Genomic DNA, 21283 nt, shown 5'->3' on the forward strand with positions numbered 1-21283 from the left:
TCTGGTTGGTCATTAGTTGAGAAATTCTAACACTGCTGCTGGAAAAAATCATTTTTCTGGCGTTATTAATTTCCTTGTTCGTATCTGGATGTTGATGGGCTGTTTCCGGGTGAACGGCGGCAATGATCGACCGTTCACCCGGTCTTTGATGCTTTGGCTGGATATTATGATTTAGGTCATCGAGCTAAGGAACGGGGATTTTATAACTCCCGCAACTGACTTGTCTTTCTGTCCCTCTTCGGCGTTGCGCAAACAGTTACATAGCTTGCTATGCGCCTGTTTGCGCGCCTTGAACAGGAACAGAAATCCTGCCTCAATTGCGGGTCTTATTTCATTCCCGTTCCTAAGGCAGCATCATGCCTCTGATAGTGAAAAACAACAGGCTGGCCAGTATGGCTGATGAGGGCACTGTGATAATCCAGGCTGCCGCAATCTTATAGAGGTGCGAGCGCTTGACCAGTTGTTTGCGATAGACCTTTTTAAGGCTTTTGCGCTCTTTTTTTGTCAGCGGCGCCGCTTCTCGTGCCTGCTTCAGTTCTTTCAGCATCTGCCCTTTCTTTTCAATAGACGCTTTCTTGAAGTTTCTCAGGAACTCATCCACTGTTTCCGGATTGTCATGTTCGTGATGCGCTTTAATCTCTTCTATTCTTTTGGCATCGCTGTGTTTTAGGTATTCGCGTAGAAAGCCTACGCCGAATACGGCGCCAACAGCGGTATGAGTCGAACTGACCGGTAAGCCCATCTGGCTGGCAATGATGACCGTAAAGGCCGCCGACATGGCTATACAGAAGGCGCGCATTTTATCGAGTTCGGTGATTTCGCTGCCGACTGTGCGGATCAGTTTAGGGCCGTACAAAGCCAGACCGATGGAAATGCCAATAGCGCCGACCATCATGACCCAGACCGGAATAGAGGCTTTGGGAGCAACGCCGCCGCTGAATATGGCATCGTTTATTGCCGCCAATGGACCTACGGCATTGGCAACGTCGTTGGCGCCATGCGCAAAACTGAGCAGCGCGGCCGAAAATACCATTGGTAACGTAAACAGCTTGTTAATGTTGGCTTTAGACTGATCCATGGTTAACGCGATTTTGCTGATCATCGGTTTGACTGCCAGATAAGCGGCCACGGCTAGAGCCAAGCCGATAGCGCTGGCCGGCAGAAACTCGATTTTCCAGAGATGTTTAAGGCCTTTCATGATTAGATAAGTGGAGAAAACCCAGACCATGAAAGCAATAAGCAGTGGCACTATTTTGGTGGCGGCTCGTACCATGTCTTCCTGATAGGTAATGGTGCGCTTGATGAAATACAGGAAGCCCGCGGCGATGATGCCGCCAAGTACCGGTGAAATAACCCAGCTGGCGACAATTTCTCCCAGCACTGGCCAGTTGGCGATATCCAAGCCGCCTGCGGCAATACCCGCGCCCAATACCGCGCCGACGATCGAGTGCGTCGTTGAAACGGGGGCATTAAGGGCGGTCGCGAGGTTAAGCCAGAGGGCGCCGGCCAGCAGAGCCGCCATCATCAGCCAGATAAACGTATCCGCATCCTTGAGCATGGACGGGTCAATGATGCTGGATTTAATGGTGCCGACCACATCGCCGCCGGCGATGAGCGCGCCGGCCGCCTCGAAGATGGCGGCGATAATGATTGCGCCGGTCATCGTTAAGGCTTGCGAACCGACCGCCGGGCCGACATTGTTAGCCACATCATTCGCGCCGATATTTAAAGCCATATATCCGCCAATCACGGCGGCTATGATCAACAGGTAATGCTGGGCCACAGGCTCGGTGGAATTGCCTACATACAGCATGACCGCGATCATGAAAACCAGTGCGAAGCCGACCCGCAATATTTCCTTGCGAGTGGATAAGCCGGCATGTTCGATCTGGTTGATATTGTTTAAGTCCACGTATTTCCCCCTTTGAATTATCACCAATTGCCGCGCATTTTATCTTAAGGCAGAGGGAAGTGCTGATTTAATAAATGATAAGGAAGATTTTGAACAGGGGAGCTTTAATAAAACCTTTTGATTTATAAGGTGTTTATGGTGGTGGTTATATAGCGCTGACTTGCAATGTAGGTCATTTTCATTTAATTTAGAGCAATATCCGTAAAGGCTAGGGGTGCTTCGAGATGTATCTTGAGGCTGAGAGAAACCCTTTGAACCTGACTCCGGTTAATACCGGCGTAGGAAAGCCCACACTTCCCTGCGTCTTGTTTTATTGAATTTTGGAGATAAGCATGAGCGCTGTTCTTAAAGATCTTACGTCCACTGCCGCCAGCAGTGTCAAAATTGATTCCTATCCGGCATCGGAAAAAATCTACGTTCAAGGCAGTCGGCCTGATATACGCGTTCCAATGCGCAAGATCACCCTGTCCGACACACCGGTCCAATTCGGCGCGGAAAAAAATCCCCCATTGTACGTCTATGACACCTCTGGCGTTTATACCGACCCCGATGTTGAAGTTGATTTAAAAAAAGGCCTGAGTGCCATTCGCGCAGCCTGGATTGCAGAGCGTAACGATACCGAAGAACTGCCTGGCCCGAGCTCGGAATTCGGGCGCCAGCGCCTGGAAGATCCCGAAACCGCTGATTTGCGCTTTGAACATATTCGCAAGCCGCGCCGCGCCAAAGCCGGCGCTAACGTCACGCAAATGCATTATGCCCGGCAGGGAATCATCACACCGGAAATGGAATTTATCGCGATACGGGAAAACCAGAAAATGGAGGAAATGCGTGAATTATGGAAAGACCAGCATCCGGGCGATTCCTTTGGCGCATCGATTCCAGCCGTCATTACGCCTGAATTTGTGCGCTCCGAAGTCGCGCGTGGCCGTGCCATTATTCCGGCCAATATCAATCACCCCGAGTTGGAGCCGATGATTATCGGCCGCAACTTCCTGGTCAAAATCAACGGCAACCTCGGCAATTCGGCGGTCACGTCGTCTATCGATGAAGAGGTCGAGAAAATGCTCTGGGGCATACGCTGGGGCGGCGATACGATCATGGATTTATCGACCGGCAAGAACATTCATGAAACCCGAGAATGGATTTTACGCAACTCGCCCGTCCCTATAGGCACCGTGCCCATCTATCAGGCGCTGGAAAAAGTCAACGGCAAGGCCGAGGAACTGACTTGGGAAATCTTCCGCGACACATTGATCGAACAGGCCGAGCAGGGCGTCGACTACTTCACGATCCACGCCGGCGTGCGTTTGCACCATGTGCCGTTGACAGCCAAGAGAATGACCGGCATCGTCTCGCGCGGCGGCTCCATTATGGCGAAATGGTGTCTGGCGCATCACACGGAAAGCTTCCTGTACACGCATTTCGAAGAAATCTGTGAAATCATGAAGGCTTATGATGTGTCGTTCTCATTAGGGGATGGGCTGCGTCCGGGGTCAATTTATGACGCCAACGATGCCGCGCAATTCGGCGAACTGGAAACTTTGGGAGAATTGACTAAAATTGCCTGGAAACATGATGTGCAAACCATGATTGAAGGACCGGGGCATGTACCCTTACATATGATTAAAGTCAATATGGACAAACAACTCGAAGAATGCGGCGAGGCGCCTTTCTATACCTTAGGCCCGTTGACGACCGATATCGCGCCCGGTTATGACCATATTACCTCGGCTATCGGCGCCGCCAATATCGGCTGGTACGGCTGTGCGATGCTCTGTTATGTCACCCAGAAAGAGCACTTGGGGTTGCCTAATAAACAAGACGTACGTGAAGGTATCGTGACCTATAAAATCGCCGCGCATGCCGCCGATCTCGCCAAAGGCCATCCTGGCGCGCAGGCGCGCGATAACGCCATGTCCAAGGCGCGCTTCGAATTCCGCTGGGAAGATCAGTTCAACATCGGCCTGGACCCTGAGCGGGCGCGTGAATTCCATGATGAAACCCTGCCTAAGGAGTCGGCTAAAATCGCGCATTTCTGCTCGATGTGCGGCCCGCATTTCTGTTCGATGAAAATCAGTCAGGATGTGCGTGATTACGCGGCTGAAAAAGGCATTGCCGAGGAAGAGGCATTGATAAAAGGGATGGATGAGAAGTCCAAGCAATTTGTGGAAGAAGGTGCGGCTATTTATCATAAAATTTAAAGGCTTAAAGTGCCGTGGATCGCAGATTTGATGGGCAATCCACGGTATATTTATGCCCATACACTAAATAAACGCTAAAGGAGCGGTTATGGGGGTTCTTGAGCAATTAAGAGGACAGGTACACGGAAAACAAGATGATGAGCTAGACCAACAGCATATTGAACAAGAATTAGCGGCGCGTTATAAAGACGCCATTCTTCCCAAAATGCAAAGCATCTTTGTATTCATGAAGGAGATGGTCGAACATTTAACTTATCTTGAACAGTCTATTTTCATTGATGACTACAGCTCTAAATACCCCCAGCTCGGTCGCCTGATTCAAACAGATTACAAAATAAACACGGATGGCATTATCGGCTATGTAGATCCTGGTAAGCTCATGCAAATCAATGTGAGTTTTTTTTGCCTGAGCGAAGGGGCATTTAGCTATAACTTGCAGGGAAAAAGTCTGATAGAGCAGGAGGTCGCTTTCCTAAGCGCGCATAAGGTGCCTTTTGAATGGAAGTATTTTCAAGGTGTGGGGGCGGTGCAAAATGCCAGTTTTATCGTGACCCGCAAGATTCCGGTCAGATTCAAATTTGAAGTGGATTATGTTGCCTCGAACATAAAGATACTCATCAATAATCACGAAAACTTTGGCGTGTATAAAAAGAGTTTTGCGCCTGAGCAAATTGATGACGATCTGCTGGATGAAGTCGCCCGATTCATGCTTAGACAGGACAGTGATTTTATCCGGCTTGAAATTTCCAGCGAACACCGGAATAGAATTCGCCGCAAACTGGAGGAAACACGCCAGGAATATGAGGCGTGGCTGAGCCAGATTCATCGTGATGAGGCTTTAGCTCCTCAAAGCGCCGAAAGGCGCAAGGTCGGAAAGCTCTTTAAAGCGCTGGGCGGATTCAAAAAGCACAAGTAACAAAAGACGTTCAGTCATCTTTAAACAGGCAACGGATTCGCAATATCAGGGATATAAATAATCAATGAAAGCTAAGGCGCCCGCTGAACTCCTGTAAGCAATTACTGATTTTTAAGGAGTTTTAGCTGGTAGATGGACCTTCAGGTCTTGCTTTTCAGCAGTTGCAGCATCAGGTTGACGGTAAAGGCGATCAGCAGCAGCAGGAGACCTAGCGCCAGGCCCAGTTCGAAATCGCCTTTGCTGGTTTCCAGCGCGATGGCCGTGGTCATGGTTCGGGTCGAGCCCTGAATGTTGCCACCCAGCATCATGGCGGCACCGACTTCGCCAATGGCACGGCCGAACCCGGTAATAATGCCGGCCAGTATGACATAGCGCAGCTCACTTAAAATCGGGACAATTTGCTGGTAGGACTTCGCGCCCAGCATTTTCAGTGTGAACATGAGTCGGTTATCGGCCGATTGTACGGCTACTAGCGTCATATTCATGATGATAGGCAGGATCAGGCACGCTTGACCCAAGATGACGGCGGTTTCCGTGTACAGTAAACCGAATTCCCCCAAAGGCCCCCTGCGGCTGAGCAAGCCGTAAAAAATCAGACCGATCATCACCGTCGGCATGGCCATCAGAGTATTCAACAGATGCTGCAGCACGTGTTTGCCCGGAAAGTGACTGATGGCGGTCCATATACCCAGCAGTACGCCAAGCAGCGAGGCGAAGGAAGTCGCGATCAGCGATATTTTTAAAGATGTCCAGACGATTTCGTAAACATCCGGATCAAATTGGAAAACGAGTCCGATAGCGGCTGAAAAGGCATCCGAAAAATAATTCATAATGGGAACATTCCGGTCAGCTATTGGCGCTGCCAGTGTCCCGATTTACCGCCGTCTTTTTCCAGCAACTGTACGGATTGAATCACCATGCCCCGATCCACGGCCTTACACATATCATAGATGGTCAGCAAGGCGATCTGCGTGGCGTTGAGGGCTTCCATTTCCACACCGGTCTGGCCATTGGTTTTTACCGTGGTCTGGCAGCGTACGCGGTTGTTGTCGATTTCCGCGGTCAGGCTGATTTCCACGTGAGTGATGGGCAGGGGATGGCAGAGCGGAATCAAATCGGCGGTTTTCTTGCTGGCCATGATGCCGGCGATTCTGGCTATGGTCAGCACATCGCCTTTTTTATGCCCGCCTTCGATGATCAGCTTGAGTGTTTCCGGCCGCATTTCAATATAGCCTTCAGTGATGGCTGTGCGCTGGGTGATCGCTTTATCACCGACATCGACCATATGGGCTTCGCCGGACTGATTAAAATGGGTTAGTTCAGTCACAATTCTTGTAAAATTACCGATAAAGGAATGCCGCCGCAGGCAAACTGTGCGATTTTGCTGGGGCGGGGTTCAATTTATTATTATCTATCTTTTTTATGACCGCGTGAATGACTATGTCAATTAAAGTGCGTTATTTCGCCAGTTTGAAAGAAAGCCTGGGCCGTTCGGAAGACGATCTTGAGTTTACTGGCCCGGTCACCGTCAAGGATATATGGTGTCGTGCCAATGTCGGCAAGCCGGCGCCGGATAATCTGTTGGCGGCGGTCAATATGGAATATGTCGACTGGAACAGTGTCGTCAGGGACGGCGATGAGGTGGCTTTTTTTCCGCCGGTAACCGGAGGCTGACCATGGCAGTGAAAATTTATGCGCAAGGCTTCGATCCCTGGCAGGAAGTTCAGGCGTATCAAAATGCGGCAAGGCAGATGGCCGGTAAATTCGGCGCGACCAACGTTTTTATCGGCACCATGCGCGATTTCAACGAAGGCGATGATGTCAAATCCATGCATCTTGAGCATTATCCGGGCATGACCGAAAAGCAGCTGGAAAAAATCATTGCTGAAGCGCGGCGTCAGTGGTCGGTCATTGATGCGCTGGTCGTGCATCGCGTGGGAGAAATTTTGCCGAATGAGCCGATTGTGCTGGTGGTGGTCTGGGCTTCACACCGTGGCGATGCATTCGATGCCAGCCGGTATATTATGGAAGCGTTAAAGTCGAAAGCGCCTTTCTGGAAAAAGGAAGCGTTACTTTCGGAGGATCAGCGCTGGGTGGAGAAGAATACCGATGGTTATAAGCGCGAATGAGAGGGAGCAGTGTGGGGGGCATTGTTGGTGCCCCCCTTATAAATAGCATATGGCGTGTGCGCCGCTTAGAAAAGTGGTTTCTCTACAGTCGAGTTATATCGTTTTATGCTTGACATGATTTCTTCCTGGGCATGTTCCAGGCTGAACCAGCCTTCGATTTTTACCCATTTGCCCTCTTCCAGGTCCTTGTAGTGTTCAAAGAAATGCGCGATTTTAGCCAGTTTATCTTCAGGAATGTCTTCATAGCTTTTGACGCGATTATAGAACGGGGTCAATTTTTCCAGCGGCACGGCCAATACTTTGGCATCCTCCCCGGCTTCATCCGTCATTTTCAGGACGCCGATAGGCCGGCAGCGCACCACACAACCGCTTAACAGCGGCGCAGGCGTAATCACCAGAACATCAACCGGATCGCCATCATCTGAAAGAGTGTGCGGAATATAGCCGTAATTGGTTGGGTACTGCATTGAAGTGCCCATGAAGCGGTCGACCATCAGTGCGCCGGTATCCTTGTCGATTTCGTATTTAACCGGGTCGCTGAAAGCGGGTATTTCAATTACAACATTAATATCGTTCGGAATATCTTTTCCAGACGAGACTTTCATCAATGACATGCATGTCCTCTTTAGTAGATTGTCAAATCGTGACATTATATCAGCTGTGATAAGCTTTATTTAGAGGAATACCCGCATGCAGGGACAATTAAGAAAAATGTGTACTCAATTGGACAACCCGGTTCAATATGAGTTGCCATTGTCGGATCAGACGGTCGCCTTAAATCCGCTAATCGGTAAGCCGCTTAAACTCACCTACACCGGCAGGATTTATTGCGTGCATTGCGGCAGGCAAACCAAGAAAAGTTTTAGTCAGGGCTATTGCTATCCCTGTTTTACTACACTGGCGCAGTGCGACATGTGTATCATGAAGCCGGAAACCTGCCATTATGAAGCCGGCACCTGTAGAGAGCCGGCGTGGGCGGACGAATTCTGTTTCCAGCCCCATATCGTATATCTGGCCAATTCCTCCGGCATCAAAGTAGGCATCACCCGGCAGAACCAGATACCGACGCGTTGGATCGACCAGGGCGCGGTCCAGGCCTTGCCGATTTTTAAAGTGCAGTCACGCTATATTTCCGGCTTGATCGAGGTGGCTATTGCCCGATATGTCAGCGACAAGACCAGCTGGCAGCAAATGCTGAAAAATCATGCGGAACCTGTCGACCTGGCGGCCAAACGCGATGAACTGATTGCCGTGTGCAAAGCGGAATTGGCCAACATCGCCGAGCGCTTCGGTCAGCAGGCGATTGAAGTGCTAACGCATGAACAAGTGGTCGCGATTCATTACCCGGTGGATAATTACCCGGTAAAGGTCAAGTCCTTCAATTTCGATAAGCAGCCGGAAGTCGCAGGCGTTCTGCACGGCATCAAAGGCCAGTACCTGATGCTCGATACAGGCGTGATCAATATTCGCAAATTTACCGGTTACGAGGTCGAGTTTACTGTCCCGTAAGTTCCCGGCCTAAAATTTGTCCAGCAACGGCACGACCAGCAAGGCTACGCTGTTGACCATCTTGATAATAATATTCACGGAAGGGCCGGCGGTATCCTTGTACGGATCGCCTACGGTATCGCCGGTAACCGAGGCTTTATGCGCATCGGAACCTTTGCCGCCATAATGCCCTTCCTCGATGTATTTTTTGGCATTGTCCCAGGCGCCGCCGCCGATAGTCATGGAGATGGCGACAAACAGGCCGGTAATGATCGTGCCGATCAGCACGCCGCCTAAAGCTTCCTTACCTAGCGTGAAGCCGACGATGGCCGGTATGGACACCGGCAACAGGGATGGTGCAACCATTTTTCTGATCGCGGAAATCGTCAGCATATCGACCGCCTTTGAATAATCGGGCTTGGCCGTGTAATCCATAATGCCGGGGATTTCCTTGAACTGGCGGCGCACTTCGTTGACGATATCGCTGGCAGCCTTGCCGACCGCTTCCATGGCCAGGGCGCTGAACAAGTAAGGAATCAGCGCGCCGAGCAACAGGCCGATAATGACCCGATGATCCGACAGATCGAAAATAATGCCGCCGAGTTTGTTGGTGAAATCGGAAAACAACACCAGCGCCGCAAGGCCTGCCGAACCCATCGCATAACCTTTGGTAACGGCTTTGGTGGTATTGCCGACGGCATCGAGAGGATCGGTGATTCGGCGGATTTCCTCTGGCATTTTTGCCATTTCGGCAATACCGCCGGCATTGTCGGTAATAGGGCCGTAGGCATCCATAGCCACAATTATGCCCGTTAACGACAACATGCCGGTCGCGGCAATGGCGATGCCGAATACTCCCGCCAAGTGGTAAGCCCCCCACATGCCGGCGCAGATCAGGATAACCGGTGCGGCGGTGGCTTTCATGGACAGGCTTAGGCCGGCAATGACATTAGTGCCGTCCCCGGTGGTCGATGCCAGTGCAATTTGCCTGACCGGCTCATACTGGCTGGAGGTGTAGTATTCGGTGATGACCATCAAGGCAGCCATTAAGCCTAGACCGATAATGGTCGAATAAAACAGGTTAATGGAAGGAATGACTTGCATACCGATAACCAATGTATCGCCGAGCAACCGTTCGGTGAGTAGATAAAACAGCAGGAAGGACAGTGTCACCGATACCATGACGCCCTTATATAAAGCGCCCATGATATTGCCGCGGCGGCCAATTCTGACGAAGAGAATGCCGATAATGGCGGTCAGGATTGAAATGCCGCCCAGCACCAAGGGATAAATGATGATGTTTTCATTATCGCCGGGCACCAGCAGGCTGGCCAATAACATCGTGCCAATCAGCGATACGGTATAGGATTCGAACAAATCGGCCGCCATGCCGGCGCAGTCGCCGACATTATCGCCGACATTATCGGCGATCACGGCCGGATTCCTGGGGTCATCCTCGGGTATGCCGGCTTCTACCTTGCCGACGATATCGGCGCCTACGTCGGCGCCTTTGGTAAATATTCCGCCGCCAAGGCGTGCGAAAATGGCAATCAACGATGCGCCGAAAGCGACGCCTATCATGGCGTGCAGTGGTTCCGGCGTACCCAATTGTTGTAGCGCGCTATAATAGCCGCTTGCTGCCAGAAGCCCCAGGCCCGCGACTAACATGCCGGTAATGGAGCCGCCCCGGAAGGCGATCAGAAATGCATGAGCCGTGCCAGCATAGGCGGCTTGCGCGGTGCGGACATTGGCGCGAACCGAAATATGCATGCCCATGAAGCCGGCCAGTGCCGAAAACAGCGCGCCGACGGCAAAACCGCCGGCGGTTTCCCAATTCAATAGGAAACCGAGCAGTAACAAGATCAGGATGCCGACCAGGGCTATCACTTTATACTGCCTGGCCAGGTAAGCCTGGGCGCCTTGCTGGATCGCCTGGGCGATAGCCTGCATGTGTTCGTTGCCGGCAGGTTGTTTTTTGATCCATTTGATCGAAATCAGACTGTACAAAATAGCGCTGGCGGCAGCGAACAGGACAAAAAGACTGCACCATTGGGCAGGCGACAGGGTGGGCAGAATAATATTTGGCATGGTCCGTCCTTGATGGATGACCGCGGAACGCCGGCGTTCCGCGGTCATCAGCGTGGGCTTATGTTCGAACTCTTCAATATATTTTAAAGAGCGTCGGATAGTCTAGACGGAAAATTCAGGCAGTTTTTTAGCAATCATCTGTTTTTTCATCGTGACATAATCCGGCAAACCATTTTTATAAGGCGGATAGTCCTCGCCCATGATTAATGGTTGCAGATAATGGCGGCAGGCTTCGGTAATGCCAAAGCCGTCATCTGAAATGAACTCGGCCGGCATCATTTTTTCAACATTGGCGACATCCTTCAGGTCGGCATGGCCCACGTGCCATTGATAAGGCGCGTCGGACGTTCTGACGATAGTGGGCATAACGGCCGATTTGCCGGAGATGGCCAGTTCCACGGCAGCCTTGCCCATGGCATAAGCCTGATCCACGTCGGTTTTCGAGGCAATATGGCGAGCCGCTCTTTGCAGATAATCGGCGACAGCCCAGTGATATTTGTAACCCAGTGCATCTTTGACAATATTGGCGACTACTGGCGCGGCACCGCCTAATTGCGCATGGCCGAAGGCATCGGTGCCGCCGGCCTCGGCCAGGAACTTGCCATCAGCGCCTTTTACGCCTTCCGATACCACAACCGAGCAATAGCCGTATTTTTTGACTTTTTCGTCAACCTTGGCCAGAAACCTGGCCTGATCAAATTGCACTTCGGGGAACAAAATTACCAGCGGGATGTCTTTATCATCGTTGGCCGCCAGCCCGCCCGCGGCGGCGATCCAGCCGGCATGTCGTCCCATGACCTCCAGCACGAACACCTTGGTGGATGTAAGGCACATGGATTCCACGTCGAAACTGGCCTCGCGCATGGAAACAGCTATGTATTTGGCGACAGAGCCGAAACCCGGGCAGGTGTCGGTAATGGGTAAGTCGTTGTCCACCGTTTTAGGCACGCCGACACAGATGATCGGATAGCCCATCTGGTCGCCCAATTGTGACACTTTATATGCAGTGTCCTGGGAATCACCGCCGCCGTTATAGAAAAAGTAGCCGATATTATGCGTTTTAAAGACTTCGATCAGGCGCGCGTATTCGGCCTTGTTTTGTTCCAGGCTTTTTAATTTATAACGGCAGGAGCCGAACGCTCCGGCCGGCGTATGCCTTAAAGCCGCAATGGCGGCATCGGATTCAAGGCCGGTATCAATCAGCTCTTCCTTTAAGGCGCCGATAATGCCATTGTGCCCGGCATAAACCGTGCCTATTTTGTCGGGATGTTGCCGGGCGGTTTGCAGGACTCCGCAAGCGCTGGCGTTAATGACAGACGTGACTCCCCCGGATTGGGCATAGAAAGCATTTTTTATTGACATTTTATTGATTCCTTATGTGAGTGCGTGATATTTAGAACAATAATGGATTGTTATCTACTAGACAAGCATTAAACAATGCGTTAAAGATCAAAATTACAATTCCGTCAGGAACCTAGTAAAATAGTCGAGAATTGCTTGACGAAAAAAGACAATATCAGTAGTTTATTCACCTTTTTTCAAAATAATGCCGGTGACATCGGGCTTGAATTTTGAAAAACGGAATAAAATCGACTTGAACCGAGAGTCATAACCAGATTATTGAGGGCATTAGCGTGGAGCTAAACGGCGCACAAATCGTAATTCAGAGTCTTAAAGACGAAGGCGTGGAATATATTTTTGGCTATCCCGGCGGGGCGGTATTGCATTTATACGATGCGATCTTCCAGCAGGATGACGTCAAACATATTCTGGTCCGGCATGAACAGGCGGCTACGCATGCCGCCGACGGCTATGCCCGTGCAACCGGAAAGCCTGGCGTGGTGCTGGTGACTTCCGGACCGGGCGCGACCAACGCCGTCACCGGCATCGCCACGGCATATCTGGACTCGATTCCGATGGTTGTCATTTCCGGTCAGGTGTCCTCGCCGGTGATCGGCAGCGACGCGTTCCAGGAAGTCGACATGGTCGGCATAACCCGGCCTTGCGTGAAACATAATTTTCTGGTCAAGGATGTGACCAAACTGGCGGAAACCATAAAAAAAGCGTTTTACGTGGCGACGACGGGGCGTCCCGGACCGGTGGTCATCGATGTGCCCAAGGACATCACTGATCCAAGAATTAAGGTGCCGTATAAATATCCCAAAAAAGTGACGATGCGCTCCTACAACCCGGCTACAGCCGGACATAAGGGCCAAATAAAAAGAGCCGTGGAGTTATTGTTAGAGGCCGAGAAACCCATGGTTTATGCGGGCGGCGGCGTCGTGCTGGGTGAAGCCAGCGAGGAACTGACGGAATTAGTTCGCATGCTGGGCTATCCGGTCACCAATACCCTGATGGGCCTGGGTGCGTATCCGGCGACCGACAAGCAGTTCATCGGCATGCTGGGAATGCACGGCACCTATGAGGCCAATATGGCCATGCACGAGAGCGATGTGATTATCGCCATCGGCGCACGCTTCGATGACCGCGTTACCGGTAAACTCGACCAGTTCTGTCCGTACGCCAAGATTATCCATATCGATATCGATCCGGCTTCCATTTCCAAGACCGTTAAAGTCGATGTACCCATTGTCGGCGATGTGAAGCCGGTGCTGGAACAAATGCTCGAGCTGATTAAGGAAGGCAAAAAGAAACCGAACAAAAAGGCGTTGGAAAACTGGTGGAACCAGATCGAAAAATGGCGCGCCGTTAACTGCCTGGATTACGACAGAAGCAGCCTCCTGATCAAGCCGCAATATGTGATCGAGCAATTATATGACGTGACCAAGGGCGAGGCCTTTATCACTTCGGACGTGGGGCAGCATCAAATGTACGCCGCCCAGTATTATCATTTCGACAAGCCTCGCCGCTGGATTAACTCCGGGGGCTTGGGCACGATGGGATTCGGTCTGCCGGCGGCGATCGGCGTCAAACTGGCTCATCCCGACGCCAATGTCGCGTGTGTCACCGGCGAGGCCAGCATCCAGATGTGTATTCAGGAATTATCGACGGCGCTGCAGTACAATACGCCGGTCAAAATCGTTAACCTGAACAACCGCTATATGGGTATGGTGCGGCAATGGCAGGAATTCTCCTATGAAAGCCGCTATTCGCATTCCTATATGGATACGATTCCTGATTTCGTGAAACTGGCCGAGGCCTATGGTCATATCGGCATGCGCATCGATAAGCCGGAAGAAGTGCGGCCGGCGCTGGAAGAAGCCTTTGCATTGAAAGACCGTACGGTGTTCTTGGACATCATGACCGATAGAACCGAGAACGTTTATCCGATGATCGAGGCCGGCAAGGGCCATCACGACATGAAGCTGAGAGTAGCACCGGGAACACCGACAGACAGGGAACTGGCATAATGAGACATATTATTTCGATACTGATGGAAAATGAGGCGGGCGCATTATCGCGCGTGGCCGGTTTGTTCTCAGCACGCGGTTACAACATCGAGTCGTTGACTGTGGCGCCGACGGAAGACCCCAGCCTATCCAGAATGACATTGGTCACCCGTGGCAATGAAGACGTTATCGAACAGATCACCAAACAACTCAATAAGCTGATTGATGTGGTCAAGCTGATCGATTTGGCCGAATCCGTGCATATCGAGCGCGAACTGATGATGGTGAAAGTGAAAACCAGCGACGAGACGCGCGAGGAGGTCAGAAGCCTGGCCAATATTTTTCGTGGCCGCATCATCGACGTGACGCCAACGACTTATGTCGTTGAAATGACCGGCACCTCGGATAAGCTGGACGCATTCGTCGCCGCCATTGATTCGGACGGTATTATAGAAGTCGTGCGTTCCGGTCCGACCGGCATTTCGCGCGGCGAGAAAGGGCTGCATCTGTAGCCAATGCTTTATTTATTCAGCGCCCGGTTCCCCGGGCCTGGTTTGAAATTTAAAAAACATAAAACACAGGAAAACCCATGCAAGTTTATTACGACAAAGATGCTGATCTTTCAATCATCAAAAGTAAAAAAGTAGCCATCATCGGCTACGGTTCACAAGGTCACGCCCATGCCAACAACTTAAAAGACTCCGGCGTTGATGTTGTCGTTGGCTTGCGTGCGAGTTCCGCCTCAGTGGCGAAAGCGCAAGGCGCCGGATTGACCGTAAAAGACGTGCCCGAAGCCATAGCCGGCGCCGATGTGGTCATGATCCTGACACCCGACGAGTTCCAGGCGCAACTGTATAAAACCGAAATTGAGCCGAATATCAAGCAAGGCGCTGCCTTGGCATTCGCGCACGGGTTTGCGATTCTTTACAACCAAGTTACACCACGCGCCGATCTGGACGTAATCATGATCGCACCTAAAGCGCCGGGCCATACCGTGCGTTCGGAATTTGTCCGCGGCGGCGGCATCCCTGATCTGATCGCCGTGCATCAGGACGCATCGGGCAAAGCCAAGGACATTTGCCTGTCATACGCTTCGGCTATCGGCGGCGGCCGTTCAGGCATCATCGAAACGACTTTCCGCGATGAAACCGAAACCGACCTGTTCGGCGAACAGGCGGTATTGTGCGGCGGCGCCGTTGAACTGGTCAAAGCCGGTTTTGAAACGCTGGTTGATGCCGGCTACGCGCCTGAAATGGCTTACTTTGAGTGTCTGCACGAATTGAAACTGATCGTCGACCTGATGTACGAAGGCGGCATCGCCAACATGAACTACTCGATCTCCAACAATGCCGAGTATGGCGAGTACGTCACAGGCCCGCGAGTCATCAACGACGAAAGCCGCTGGGCGATGCGCGAAGCGCTGAACAACATCAGAAACGGCGAATACGCCAAGAAATTCATCCTGGAAGGCATGACCGGCTATCCGGAAATGACAGCCAAACGTCGCCTGAATGCAGAGCATCCTATCGAAGTTGTCGGTGAAAAACTGCGCAGCATGATGCCTTGGATCAAGGCCAACCAGATCGTTGATAAAACCAAAAACTGATCAATTCGGTTTGACCGTTTTAAAAAAGCCCGTCTTATGACGGGCTTTTTTTTGCCCGCGAGCCGGGATTCTATAAAAATGGGTTTTATCCAAGCATGCAGTGCAGGGACGACTTTGGTTAAAATGCCGACCGTTGACGTCGCCTTTTTGCGTATATCAGATGATCACTCGCCACTGCCTTTTCAGTTCTAGTACTCAGTCAATTTAATTATGACGGATAAACTGTAGGTGCGAATTCATTTATGCCCTATGGGTACTTGAGCCCTTTAGGGTATTCGCACTATTCGCATGCCATGGATACTCCGCAAATTTTACTCGTCAGAACAAGGCTGACTGAGTAATATGGCGGTATGTAAACATTGGGCAGTTAGTATCATCCGTTGGATGAATCTTGCAAAAAGTCCAACATAAGCATTGATGATTATTATCAATCGCTCAAGTATCCGGAAAGCACATCTGGAAATGCTTACAAACATACGCCGCTTAAGGATTTGGTCGCCAATAATTTCCCTGTTTAAACATCGTTCGCGAGCGATGCGCTTCATTGCGCCGCCTGGAGCGCCTACTTTTGGTCAGCGCATCCTATGCAAGATTCCAGTTTCAGGAAGTCATTTTTAGCCAAATCCTAAGTATAATGGCCGAAGTGGAACAGGGTTCCTTGAGGCTATGGTCGAGGATATTAGAAACCTACGGAAAAGATCAGTGTTACTGGGAGATTCGATATGCCTGATTGCATAACCAATAAACAAATGACAAGCAAGGCGAATATAACCAGCTATACGCGCACGATGGCCGGCTATAACCGTTGGATGAACGAGCGCATCTATGATAGTTGTTCGACGATCCCAGCTGAGGCGCTGAAACGCGACATGGGTGCCTTCTTCAAGTCCATCCATGGCACGCTGAATCATACCCTGCTCGCCGACCGGATATGGATGGGGCGTTTCATGGGGCAGCCTTTTGCATTCAAATCCCTTGATCAAGAACTTTATCCGGATTTCTTACAGCTTCGTGCAGAGCGGGAGAAAACCGACGGCAGCATCATTGAATGGTCCGAATCGCTGACGGATTCGGAGCTTAACCGCACTCTCCATTACACAAGCGCCGTGACCCCTAAGCCTAGAAGCTATCCTCTCTGGTTTGCTGTCATTCATTTTTTTAACCATCAAACGCACCATCGGGGCCAGATCACAACATTGCTGAGCCAGCACGGCATCGATCCAGGCATCACTGATTTAATATGGCTTCCCGAATTTCAATAGCTCGCAGGCTGGGTTTACGCAAAGCTCCAACTCAGCCTACGAGCTTTTTTGCCCGCGAGCCCGGGTTTTATAAAAACGGGATTTATCCAAGTACGCAGTGTGGGGGCGACTTCGATTAAAGTGCTTACTGTTGGCGTCGCCTTTTTGCATATATCAGATGGCCACCCGCCACTGCCTTTTCGGTTCAATTTCCTCGACAGTAATATCGATATCCAGCATTCGCCTGATCACGTCGATATTGGTTTTGCAGTGTCCGGATAACGGTCCGGTGACAAACGAGCCGCCCGCGCCCAGACATAGCGGCAGCAGCAACTGATCTGCCAGATAATGCCCCACCGGGGCGGCGAAGCCCTGGTAGCGATGCAGCAAATCAACGGTATGGTTCGCCACCCGCTCGGCGCTGATGCCCATTGCGCCATGGCTTTCCAGCACTTCGGTGATTTGGGGATAACGCACTTTGATCATCACGCTGTTGCCGGGGCCCAGCGATTCCACCTGACTGACGCTGACCGCATCGTCCGCCCAATTCAGCCGGCGCAGTAGTTGCTGCTTTTCTCTAAGAATTACATGACCCGGAATCCCGGCGCTGATGCAATGCGCCTCAACGTCGAGCAGCTGGCCGCGCGTTTCCAGCGTCAGTTTCCGAAAGCTTGCCGGTGGCTCGATGGTGACCGTCCATTGTCCGGCGCCGACCGGATAAAAGCCGTAGCGCTCCAGGCTGGCATCGAACTCGCAGCCGATTTGCCGCAGCACCGGCAAAAACGTATGCTGGATAAAGTCGAAGCTGGGCGCCAACGGATTGTGGGTGCCGCCAGTCAGCTTCAGCCGCGAGGGCTTGTCGGCCATCAGCAGGGCAGGCAGTACGGTCTGGAATACCAGCGTGCTGCTGCCGGCGCTGCCCACGACGAACCGGTAATCCCCGGCTTTGATCTTGCCGGGGATAAACATCACCGCTTTCGAGCCTATCGATGCGCCCCTGACTTCGGCGCCGCACACGGCGGCAATAGCCCTGACGCAAGCCAGATGCTGACGCATCAGGCCGGGATTCTTGCGGCCCTGACGGATATTGTGAACATAAACCGGAACACCGCGGCAGGCGGCCAGCGACAGCGCCGTTCTCAGCACCTGGCCGCCGCCTTCGCCCTGGGCGCCGTCGATCTCGATCATGTTGCTAGCCTTTGACACAAACCACCTGCTTTAACGTGTGCATGATTTCCACCAGATCGCTTTGCGCTTGCATGACCTGTTCGATGGGTTTGTAGGCGGCCGGCGTTTCGTCGATCACCGACGGGTCCTTTCGGCATTCCACGCCTTCGGTTGCGGCGATATGCTGTTCAAGCGACACCCGTTTTTTCGCCGCCGTTCTCGACATGATTCGGCCGGCGCCGTGGCTGCAGCTGCAAAAACTTTCATCGTTGCCCAGCCCGCGGACTATGAACGATTTTGCGCCCATGCTGCCGGGGATGATGCCCCATTCGCCCAGGCCGGCGCGCACCGCGCCTTTGCGGGTTACCAGCACGTTTTTGCCGTAGTGATGCTCGCGGCTGACATAATTGTGGTGGCAATTCACCGCCGCCAGCCGGGCTTCAAAATCCAGATTCAGCGTCGCCGACAGGGTTTTCAAAACCCGCGCCATCATCACGTCGCGGTTGACGCGCGCGAAGTGCTGCGCCCATTCCACGGCCTGCACATAGTCGGCAAAATACTCGGAGCCTTCGGGCAGATAGGCCAGATCGCGATCCGGCAGCTGAATCTGCCAGCGCTGCATTTCCTTCTGCGCCAGTTCGATGAAATGCGTGCCGATGCGGTTGCCGACGCCGCGTGAACCGCTGTGCAGCATCACCCATACCGCATCGCTCTCGTCCAGGCAGACCTCGATGAAATGATTGCCGGTTCCCAACGTGCCCAGATGATGGGCATTGTTGGTGTTTTTCAGCAGTTTGTATTTTTCGCACAGGCGATCGAACGGCTCCGCCAGTCCGGACCAAGCCAGGGTGACATCGTCCGGCAGTTCGCCCCAGGCGCCTTTGTCGCGTCCGCCGCGATGGCGCTGCATTTCCCGGCCATGCGGCACTGCGCGTTCAATCGCGTGCCGGACATCGCGCAGGGAATCGGGCAGTTGGTCGGCGCGGATGCCGGTTTTGACCGCCATCATGCCGCAGCCGATATCCACCCCCACCGCTGCCGGGATAATCGCGTTCACGGTCGGCACGACGCTGCCGATGGTCGCGCCTTTGCCCAGATGCACATCCGGCATCGCCGCTATCCATTTATGAATAAACGGCAGCCTCGATAGATTGATTAACTGCTGGCGGGCTTCTTCTTCAAAATGCACGCCGCGCGTCCAGGATTTGATCGGTACGCCGCCGGCGACTTGAGTGACTTCATAATTTTGTTGGCTCATGATTGTTCCTTGATTTTTATATCCAGCGCTCCTGATAGTGCAAATGCGGTGCCAGCTCGGCATTCAAAAATTAATTCATGAAGAATCAACTGACTACGTCAACCAACAGGCATATTCTTACGGATGAGCTATAGTTATTGTTATTTAACTGGATAACCATTTATCGGAATAGATAGCATGAAAACCGTTGTCATCAGCCTGCTCGGCACAACGCTCGACCATCGCGGCTTTAACGGCAAACGCTGGGAACGCTGGCGGCCCACCTTATCACTCTGTCAGCACGAAGACCTGGTGGTCGACCGACTGGAGCTGTTATTCCAGCGGGATTTCCAGAACATCGCCGGCCAGTTGAGTCAGGACATTAAAACCGTCTCGCCGGAAACCGAGGTCAATCATCACATGATCAATCTGGTCGACCCGTGGGATTTCGAAAGCGTCTATGCCGAATTGCTGGATTTCGCCCGCAGCTATCCGTTCGATATCGAACACGAGCAGTATTTGCTGCACATCACCACCGGCACGCATGTCGCACAGATTTGCCTGTATCTGCTGACCGAAGCCCGTTATCTGCCGGGGCGCCTGATCCAGACCTCGCCGCCGCAACGTCGGGAAACGGTTGCCGGGCATTATCAGATCATCGATCTCGACCTGTCCAAATACGACCTGATCGCCTCGCGCTTTTCCAGGGAGCATCAGGAGGGCACCCATTACCTGAAAGGCGGCATCGAAACGCGCAATCCGGCGTTCAACAGGATGATCGAGCAGGTCGAGAAGGTGGCGATCCGCTCCCGGGAGCCGATCCTGCTGACCGGGCCGTCCGGTTCCGGCAAATCGCTGCTGGCCAAACGCATTTATCAACTGAAAAAGAAACGGGGCCAGCTTCCGGGGAATCTGGTAGAAGTCAACTGCGCCACCTTGCGCGGCGACAATGCCATGTCGGCGCTGTTCGGGCATGCCAAGGGCGCGTTTACCGGCGCCGCGACGGCGCGTAAAGGCTTGCTGGCCGAAGCCGACAACGGGTTGCTGTTTCTCGATGAAATCGGCGAACTGGGCCTGGACGAGCAGGCCATGCTGCTGCGGGCGATCGAGGACAAGCGCTTCATGCCGTTGGGGTCAGACAAGGAAGCGGGCAGCCGCTTTCAGCTGATTGCCGGCACCAACCGCAATCTGTTTCAGCAGGTCGAGCAGGGGCGTTTCCGGGAAGACCTGCTGGCCCGCATCAACCTGTGGTCGTATGAATTGCCGTCGCTGAAACAGCGCTTGGAAGACCTGGAGGCCAATATCGAATACGAACTGGAAAAATACAGCCAGAAGGCCAACACCTTGATCGGCTTCAATAAACAGGCCAGGGATCGCTATCTGCGCTTTGCCAAATCGCCGGACGCGACCTGGAACAGCAATTTCCGCGATCTCAACGCCAGCATCACCCGCATGGCGACGCTGAGCGACGGCGGCCGGATTACGCAGGAGATAGTCGAGGAAGAAATCCGGCGCCTGCGGCACGACTGGCGGCAATCAGGTGGAAGGAACGAAGCGTCCGCCGTTGAATCGTTGCTCGACAAACCCGTCGATCTGTTCGACCGGCTGCAGCTGGCCGGCGTTATCCGAATCTGCCAGGACTCGCAAACCGCGGCGGAAGCGGGCAGGAAACTGTTCAACGTCAGTCGGTTAAACAAGGCGTCTGCTAACGATAGTCACCGGGTTATCCAGTTTCTCGGCAAGTTTGGCCTGGACTTTAAAACTGTTAAGCAGTGGCAAGAGCAGGATGGCCTTATCGATTATCAACCAATAGAGACTGGTAATGCCCATACCCGTTTATCATGATCAAAATGTATATGTTGTCCCGTATAGAAATACAGGGCTTTCAAAGAATCGTTGCCATACAGATACTCTGGTATATAAGATAGCCGACCTAGATAATTATTTG

General features: G+C 52.4%; 18 protein-coding genes and 1 riboswitch. Of the genes, 10 read left to right on the forward strand and 8 right to left on the reverse strand.

Going from position 1 to position 21283, the window contains the following annotated elements:
• Positions 1 to 343: 343 nt before the first annotated feature.
• Positions 344 to 1912: an inorganic phosphate transporter gene (locus tag EK22_RS04500; protein WP_020159333.1), complete on the reverse strand. Its 1569-nt coding sequence runs from the start codon at positions 1910 to 1912 to the stop codon at positions 344 to 346.
• Between the two features lie 200 nt (positions 1913 to 2112).
• A riboswitch (TPP riboswitch) is annotated at positions 2113 to 2214 on the forward strand.
• Between the two features lie 30 nt (positions 2215 to 2244).
• Between EK22_RS04500 and thiC the strand changes: the two genes are divergently transcribed.
• Positions 2245 to 4113, forward strand: coding sequence for a phosphomethylpyrimidine synthase ThiC (gene thiC / locus EK22_RS04505; RefSeq protein ID WP_036248452.1), 1869 nt, complete (start codon positions 2245 to 2247; stop codon positions 4111 to 4113).
• An 88-nt stretch (positions 4114 to 4201) separates the two neighbouring features.
• On the forward strand, positions 4202 to 5029 hold the full coding sequence (locus EK22_RS04510; RefSeq protein ID WP_036248454.1) for a hypothetical protein: 828 nt from the start codon (positions 4202 to 4204) through the stop codon (positions 5027 to 5029).
• A 140-nt stretch (positions 5030 to 5169) separates the two neighbouring features.
• Here EK22_RS04510 and EK22_RS04515 read toward each other — a convergent pair whose 3' ends face one another.
• Together EK22_RS04515 and moaC are read right to left on the reverse strand one after the other, a co-directional pair.
• Positions 5170 to 5859, reverse strand: coding sequence for an ABC transporter permease (locus tag EK22_RS04515; protein WP_020159336.1), 690 nt, complete (start codon positions 5857 to 5859; stop codon positions 5170 to 5172).
• Positions 5860 to 5879: 20 nt separating this feature from the next.
• Positions 5880 to 6356 carry a cyclic pyranopterin monophosphate synthase MoaC gene (gene moaC, locus EK22_RS04520; protein WP_027147273.1) on the reverse strand — a complete coding sequence of 159 codons (477 nt, stop codon included), beginning with the start codon at positions 6354 to 6356 and terminating at the stop codon, positions 5880 to 5882.
• A 113-nt stretch (positions 6357 to 6469) separates the two neighbouring features.
• Between moaC and EK22_RS04525 the strand changes: the two genes are divergently transcribed.
• Both EK22_RS04525 and EK22_RS04530 read left to right on the forward strand, forming a co-directional pair.
• Positions 6470 to 6703 carry a MoaD/ThiS family protein gene (locus EK22_RS04525; protein WP_020159338.1) on the forward strand — a complete coding sequence of 78 codons (234 nt, stop codon included), beginning with the start codon at positions 6470 to 6472 and terminating at the stop codon, positions 6701 to 6703.
• A gap of 2 nt (positions 6704 to 6705) precedes the next feature.
• Positions 6706 to 7158, forward strand: coding sequence for a molybdenum cofactor biosynthesis protein MoaE (locus EK22_RS04530; RefSeq protein WP_020159339.1), 453 nt, complete (start codon positions 6706 to 6708; stop codon positions 7156 to 7158).
• Positions 7159 to 7223: 65 nt separating this feature from the next.
• On the opposite strand, the gene ppa is transcribed toward EK22_RS04530, so the two are convergent.
• The gene (gene ppa / locus EK22_RS04535) at positions 7224 to 7772 is read right to left on the reverse strand and encodes an inorganic diphosphatase (RefSeq protein WP_036248456.1); all 549 of its coding nucleotides are present in this window, start codon (positions 7770 to 7772) and stop codon (positions 7224 to 7226) included.
• Positions 7773 to 7848: 76 nt separating this feature from the next.
• Here ppa and EK22_RS04540 point away from each other — a divergent pair, with 76 nt between their 5' ends.
• Entirely contained in the window at positions 7849 to 8667 is an 819-nt protein-coding gene (locus EK22_RS04540; protein WP_036248458.1) for a DUF2797 domain-containing protein, read from the forward strand.
• Positions 8668 to 8676: 9 nt separating this feature from the next.
• Here EK22_RS04540 and EK22_RS04545 read toward each other — a convergent pair whose 3' ends face one another.
• Positions 8677 to 10734, reverse strand: a complete 2058-nt coding sequence (locus EK22_RS04545; protein ID WP_051961687.1) for a sodium-translocating pyrophosphatase — start codon at positions 10732 to 10734, stop codon at positions 8677 to 8679.
• Positions 10735 to 10836: 102 nt separating this feature from the next.
• Complete coding sequence (locus EK22_RS04550; protein WP_036248461.1) at positions 10837 to 12096, reverse strand: 6-phosphofructokinase; 1260 nt, start codon at positions 12094 to 12096, stop codon at positions 10837 to 10839.
• Positions 12097 to 12368: 272 nt separating this feature from the next.
• Between EK22_RS04550 and EK22_RS04555 the strand changes: the two genes are divergently transcribed.
• From EK22_RS04555 to EK22_RS04570, 4 genes are all read left to right on the forward strand, one after another.
• Complete coding sequence (locus tag EK22_RS04555; protein WP_020159344.1) at positions 12369 to 14105, forward strand: acetolactate synthase 3 large subunit; 1737 nt, start codon at positions 12369 to 12371, stop codon at positions 14103 to 14105.
• The gene (ilvN, locus tag EK22_RS04560) at positions 14105 to 14596 is read left to right on the forward strand and encodes an acetolactate synthase small subunit (RefSeq protein ID WP_020159345.1); all 492 of its coding nucleotides are present in this window, start codon (positions 14105 to 14107) and stop codon (positions 14594 to 14596) included. Before EK22_RS04555 ends, ilvN begins: the two co-directional genes overlap by 1 nt.
• Positions 14597 to 14673: 77 nt before the next feature.
• Positions 14674 to 15690, forward strand: a complete 1017-nt coding sequence (gene ilvC, locus EK22_RS04565) for a ketol-acid reductoisomerase (protein WP_036248464.1) — start codon at positions 14674 to 14676, stop codon at positions 15688 to 15690.
• Between the two features lie 722 nt (positions 15691 to 16412).
• Positions 16413 to 16952 carry a DinB family protein gene (locus EK22_RS04570; RefSeq protein ID WP_020159348.1) on the forward strand — a complete coding sequence of 180 codons (540 nt, stop codon included), beginning with the start codon at positions 16413 to 16415 and terminating at the stop codon, positions 16950 to 16952.
• A gap of 153 nt (positions 16953 to 17105) precedes the next feature.
• Here EK22_RS04570 and rtcA read toward each other — a convergent pair whose 3' ends face one another.
• The gene (rtcA, locus tag EK22_RS04575) at positions 17106 to 18137 is read right to left on the reverse strand and encodes an RNA 3'-terminal phosphate cyclase (RefSeq protein WP_235209217.1); all 1032 of its coding nucleotides are present in this window, start codon (positions 18135 to 18137) and stop codon (positions 17106 to 17108) included.
• Positions 18124 to 19356 carry an RtcB family protein gene (locus tag EK22_RS04580; protein ID WP_036248469.1) on the reverse strand — a complete coding sequence of 411 codons (1233 nt, stop codon included), beginning with the start codon at positions 19354 to 19356 and terminating at the stop codon, positions 18124 to 18126. The genes rtcA and EK22_RS04580 overlap by 14 nt, the downstream gene beginning before the upstream one ends.
• A 177-nt stretch (positions 19357 to 19533) precedes the next feature.
• On the opposite strand from EK22_RS04580, the gene rtcR reads away from it, so the two are divergent.
• The gene (gene rtcR / locus EK22_RS04585; protein WP_051961674.1) at positions 19534 to 21180 is read left to right on the forward strand and encodes an RNA repair transcriptional activator RtcR; all 1647 of its coding nucleotides are present in this window, start codon (positions 19534 to 19536) and stop codon (positions 21178 to 21180) included.
• Positions 21181 to 21283: the final 103 nt, after the last annotated feature.

This window comes from Methylobacter sp. BBA5.1 (genome assembly GCF_000746145.1).
Classification (GTDB): Bacteria; Pseudomonadota; Gammaproteobacteria; order Methylococcales; family Methylomonadaceae; genus Methylobacter; species Methylobacter marinus.

Excerpts from the sequence above, each read along its gene's own strand:
- thiC (WP_036248452.1), top strand. The coding sequence starts at position 2,245 with ATGAGCGCTGTTCTTAAAGATCTTACGTCCACTGCCGCCAGCAGTGTC.
- EK22_RS04510 (WP_036248454.1), top strand. The coding sequence starts at position 4,202 with ATGGGGGTTCTTGAGCAATTAAGAGGACAGGTACACGGAAAACAAGAT.
- EK22_RS04515 (WP_020159336.1), bottom strand. The coding sequence starts at position 5,859 with ATGAATTATTTTTCGGATGCCTTTTCAGCCGCTATCGGACTCGTTTTC.
- EK22_RS04525 (WP_020159338.1), top strand. The coding sequence starts at position 6,470 with ATGTCAATTAAAGTGCGTTATTTCGCCAGTTTGAAAGAAAGCCTGGGC.
- EK22_RS04530 (WP_020159339.1), top strand. The coding sequence starts at position 6,706 with ATGGCAGTGAAAATTTATGCGCAAGGCTTCGATCCCTGGCAGGAAGTT.
- ppa (WP_036248456.1), bottom strand. The coding sequence starts at position 7,772 with ATGTCATTGATGAAAGTCTCGTCTGGAAAAGATATTCCGAACGATATT.
- EK22_RS04540 (WP_036248458.1), top strand. The coding sequence starts at position 7,849 with ATGCAGGGACAATTAAGAAAAATGTGTACTCAATTGGACAACCCGGTT.
- EK22_RS04545 (WP_051961687.1), bottom strand. The coding sequence starts at position 10,734 with ATGCCAAATATTATTCTGCCCACCCTGTCGCCTGCCCAATGGTGCAGT.
- EK22_RS04550 (WP_036248461.1), bottom strand. The coding sequence starts at position 12,096 with ATGTCAATAAAAAATGCTTTCTATGCCCAATCCGGGGGAGTCACGTCT.
- ilvN (WP_020159345.1), top strand. The coding sequence starts at position 14,105 with ATGAGACATATTATTTCGATACTGATGGAAAATGAGGCGGGCGCATTA.
- ilvC (WP_036248464.1), top strand. The coding sequence starts at position 14,674 with ATGCAAGTTTATTACGACAAAGATGCTGATCTTTCAATCATCAAAAGT.
- EK22_RS04570 (WP_020159348.1), top strand. The coding sequence starts at position 16,413 with ATGCCTGATTGCATAACCAATAAACAAATGACAAGCAAGGCGAATATA.
- EK22_RS04580 (WP_036248469.1), bottom strand. The coding sequence starts at position 19,356 with ATGAGCCAACAAAATTATGAAGTCACTCAAGTCGCCGGCGGCGTACCG.
- rtcR (WP_051961674.1), top strand. The coding sequence starts at position 19,534 with ATGAAAACCGTTGTCATCAGCCTGCTCGGCACAACGCTCGACCATCGC.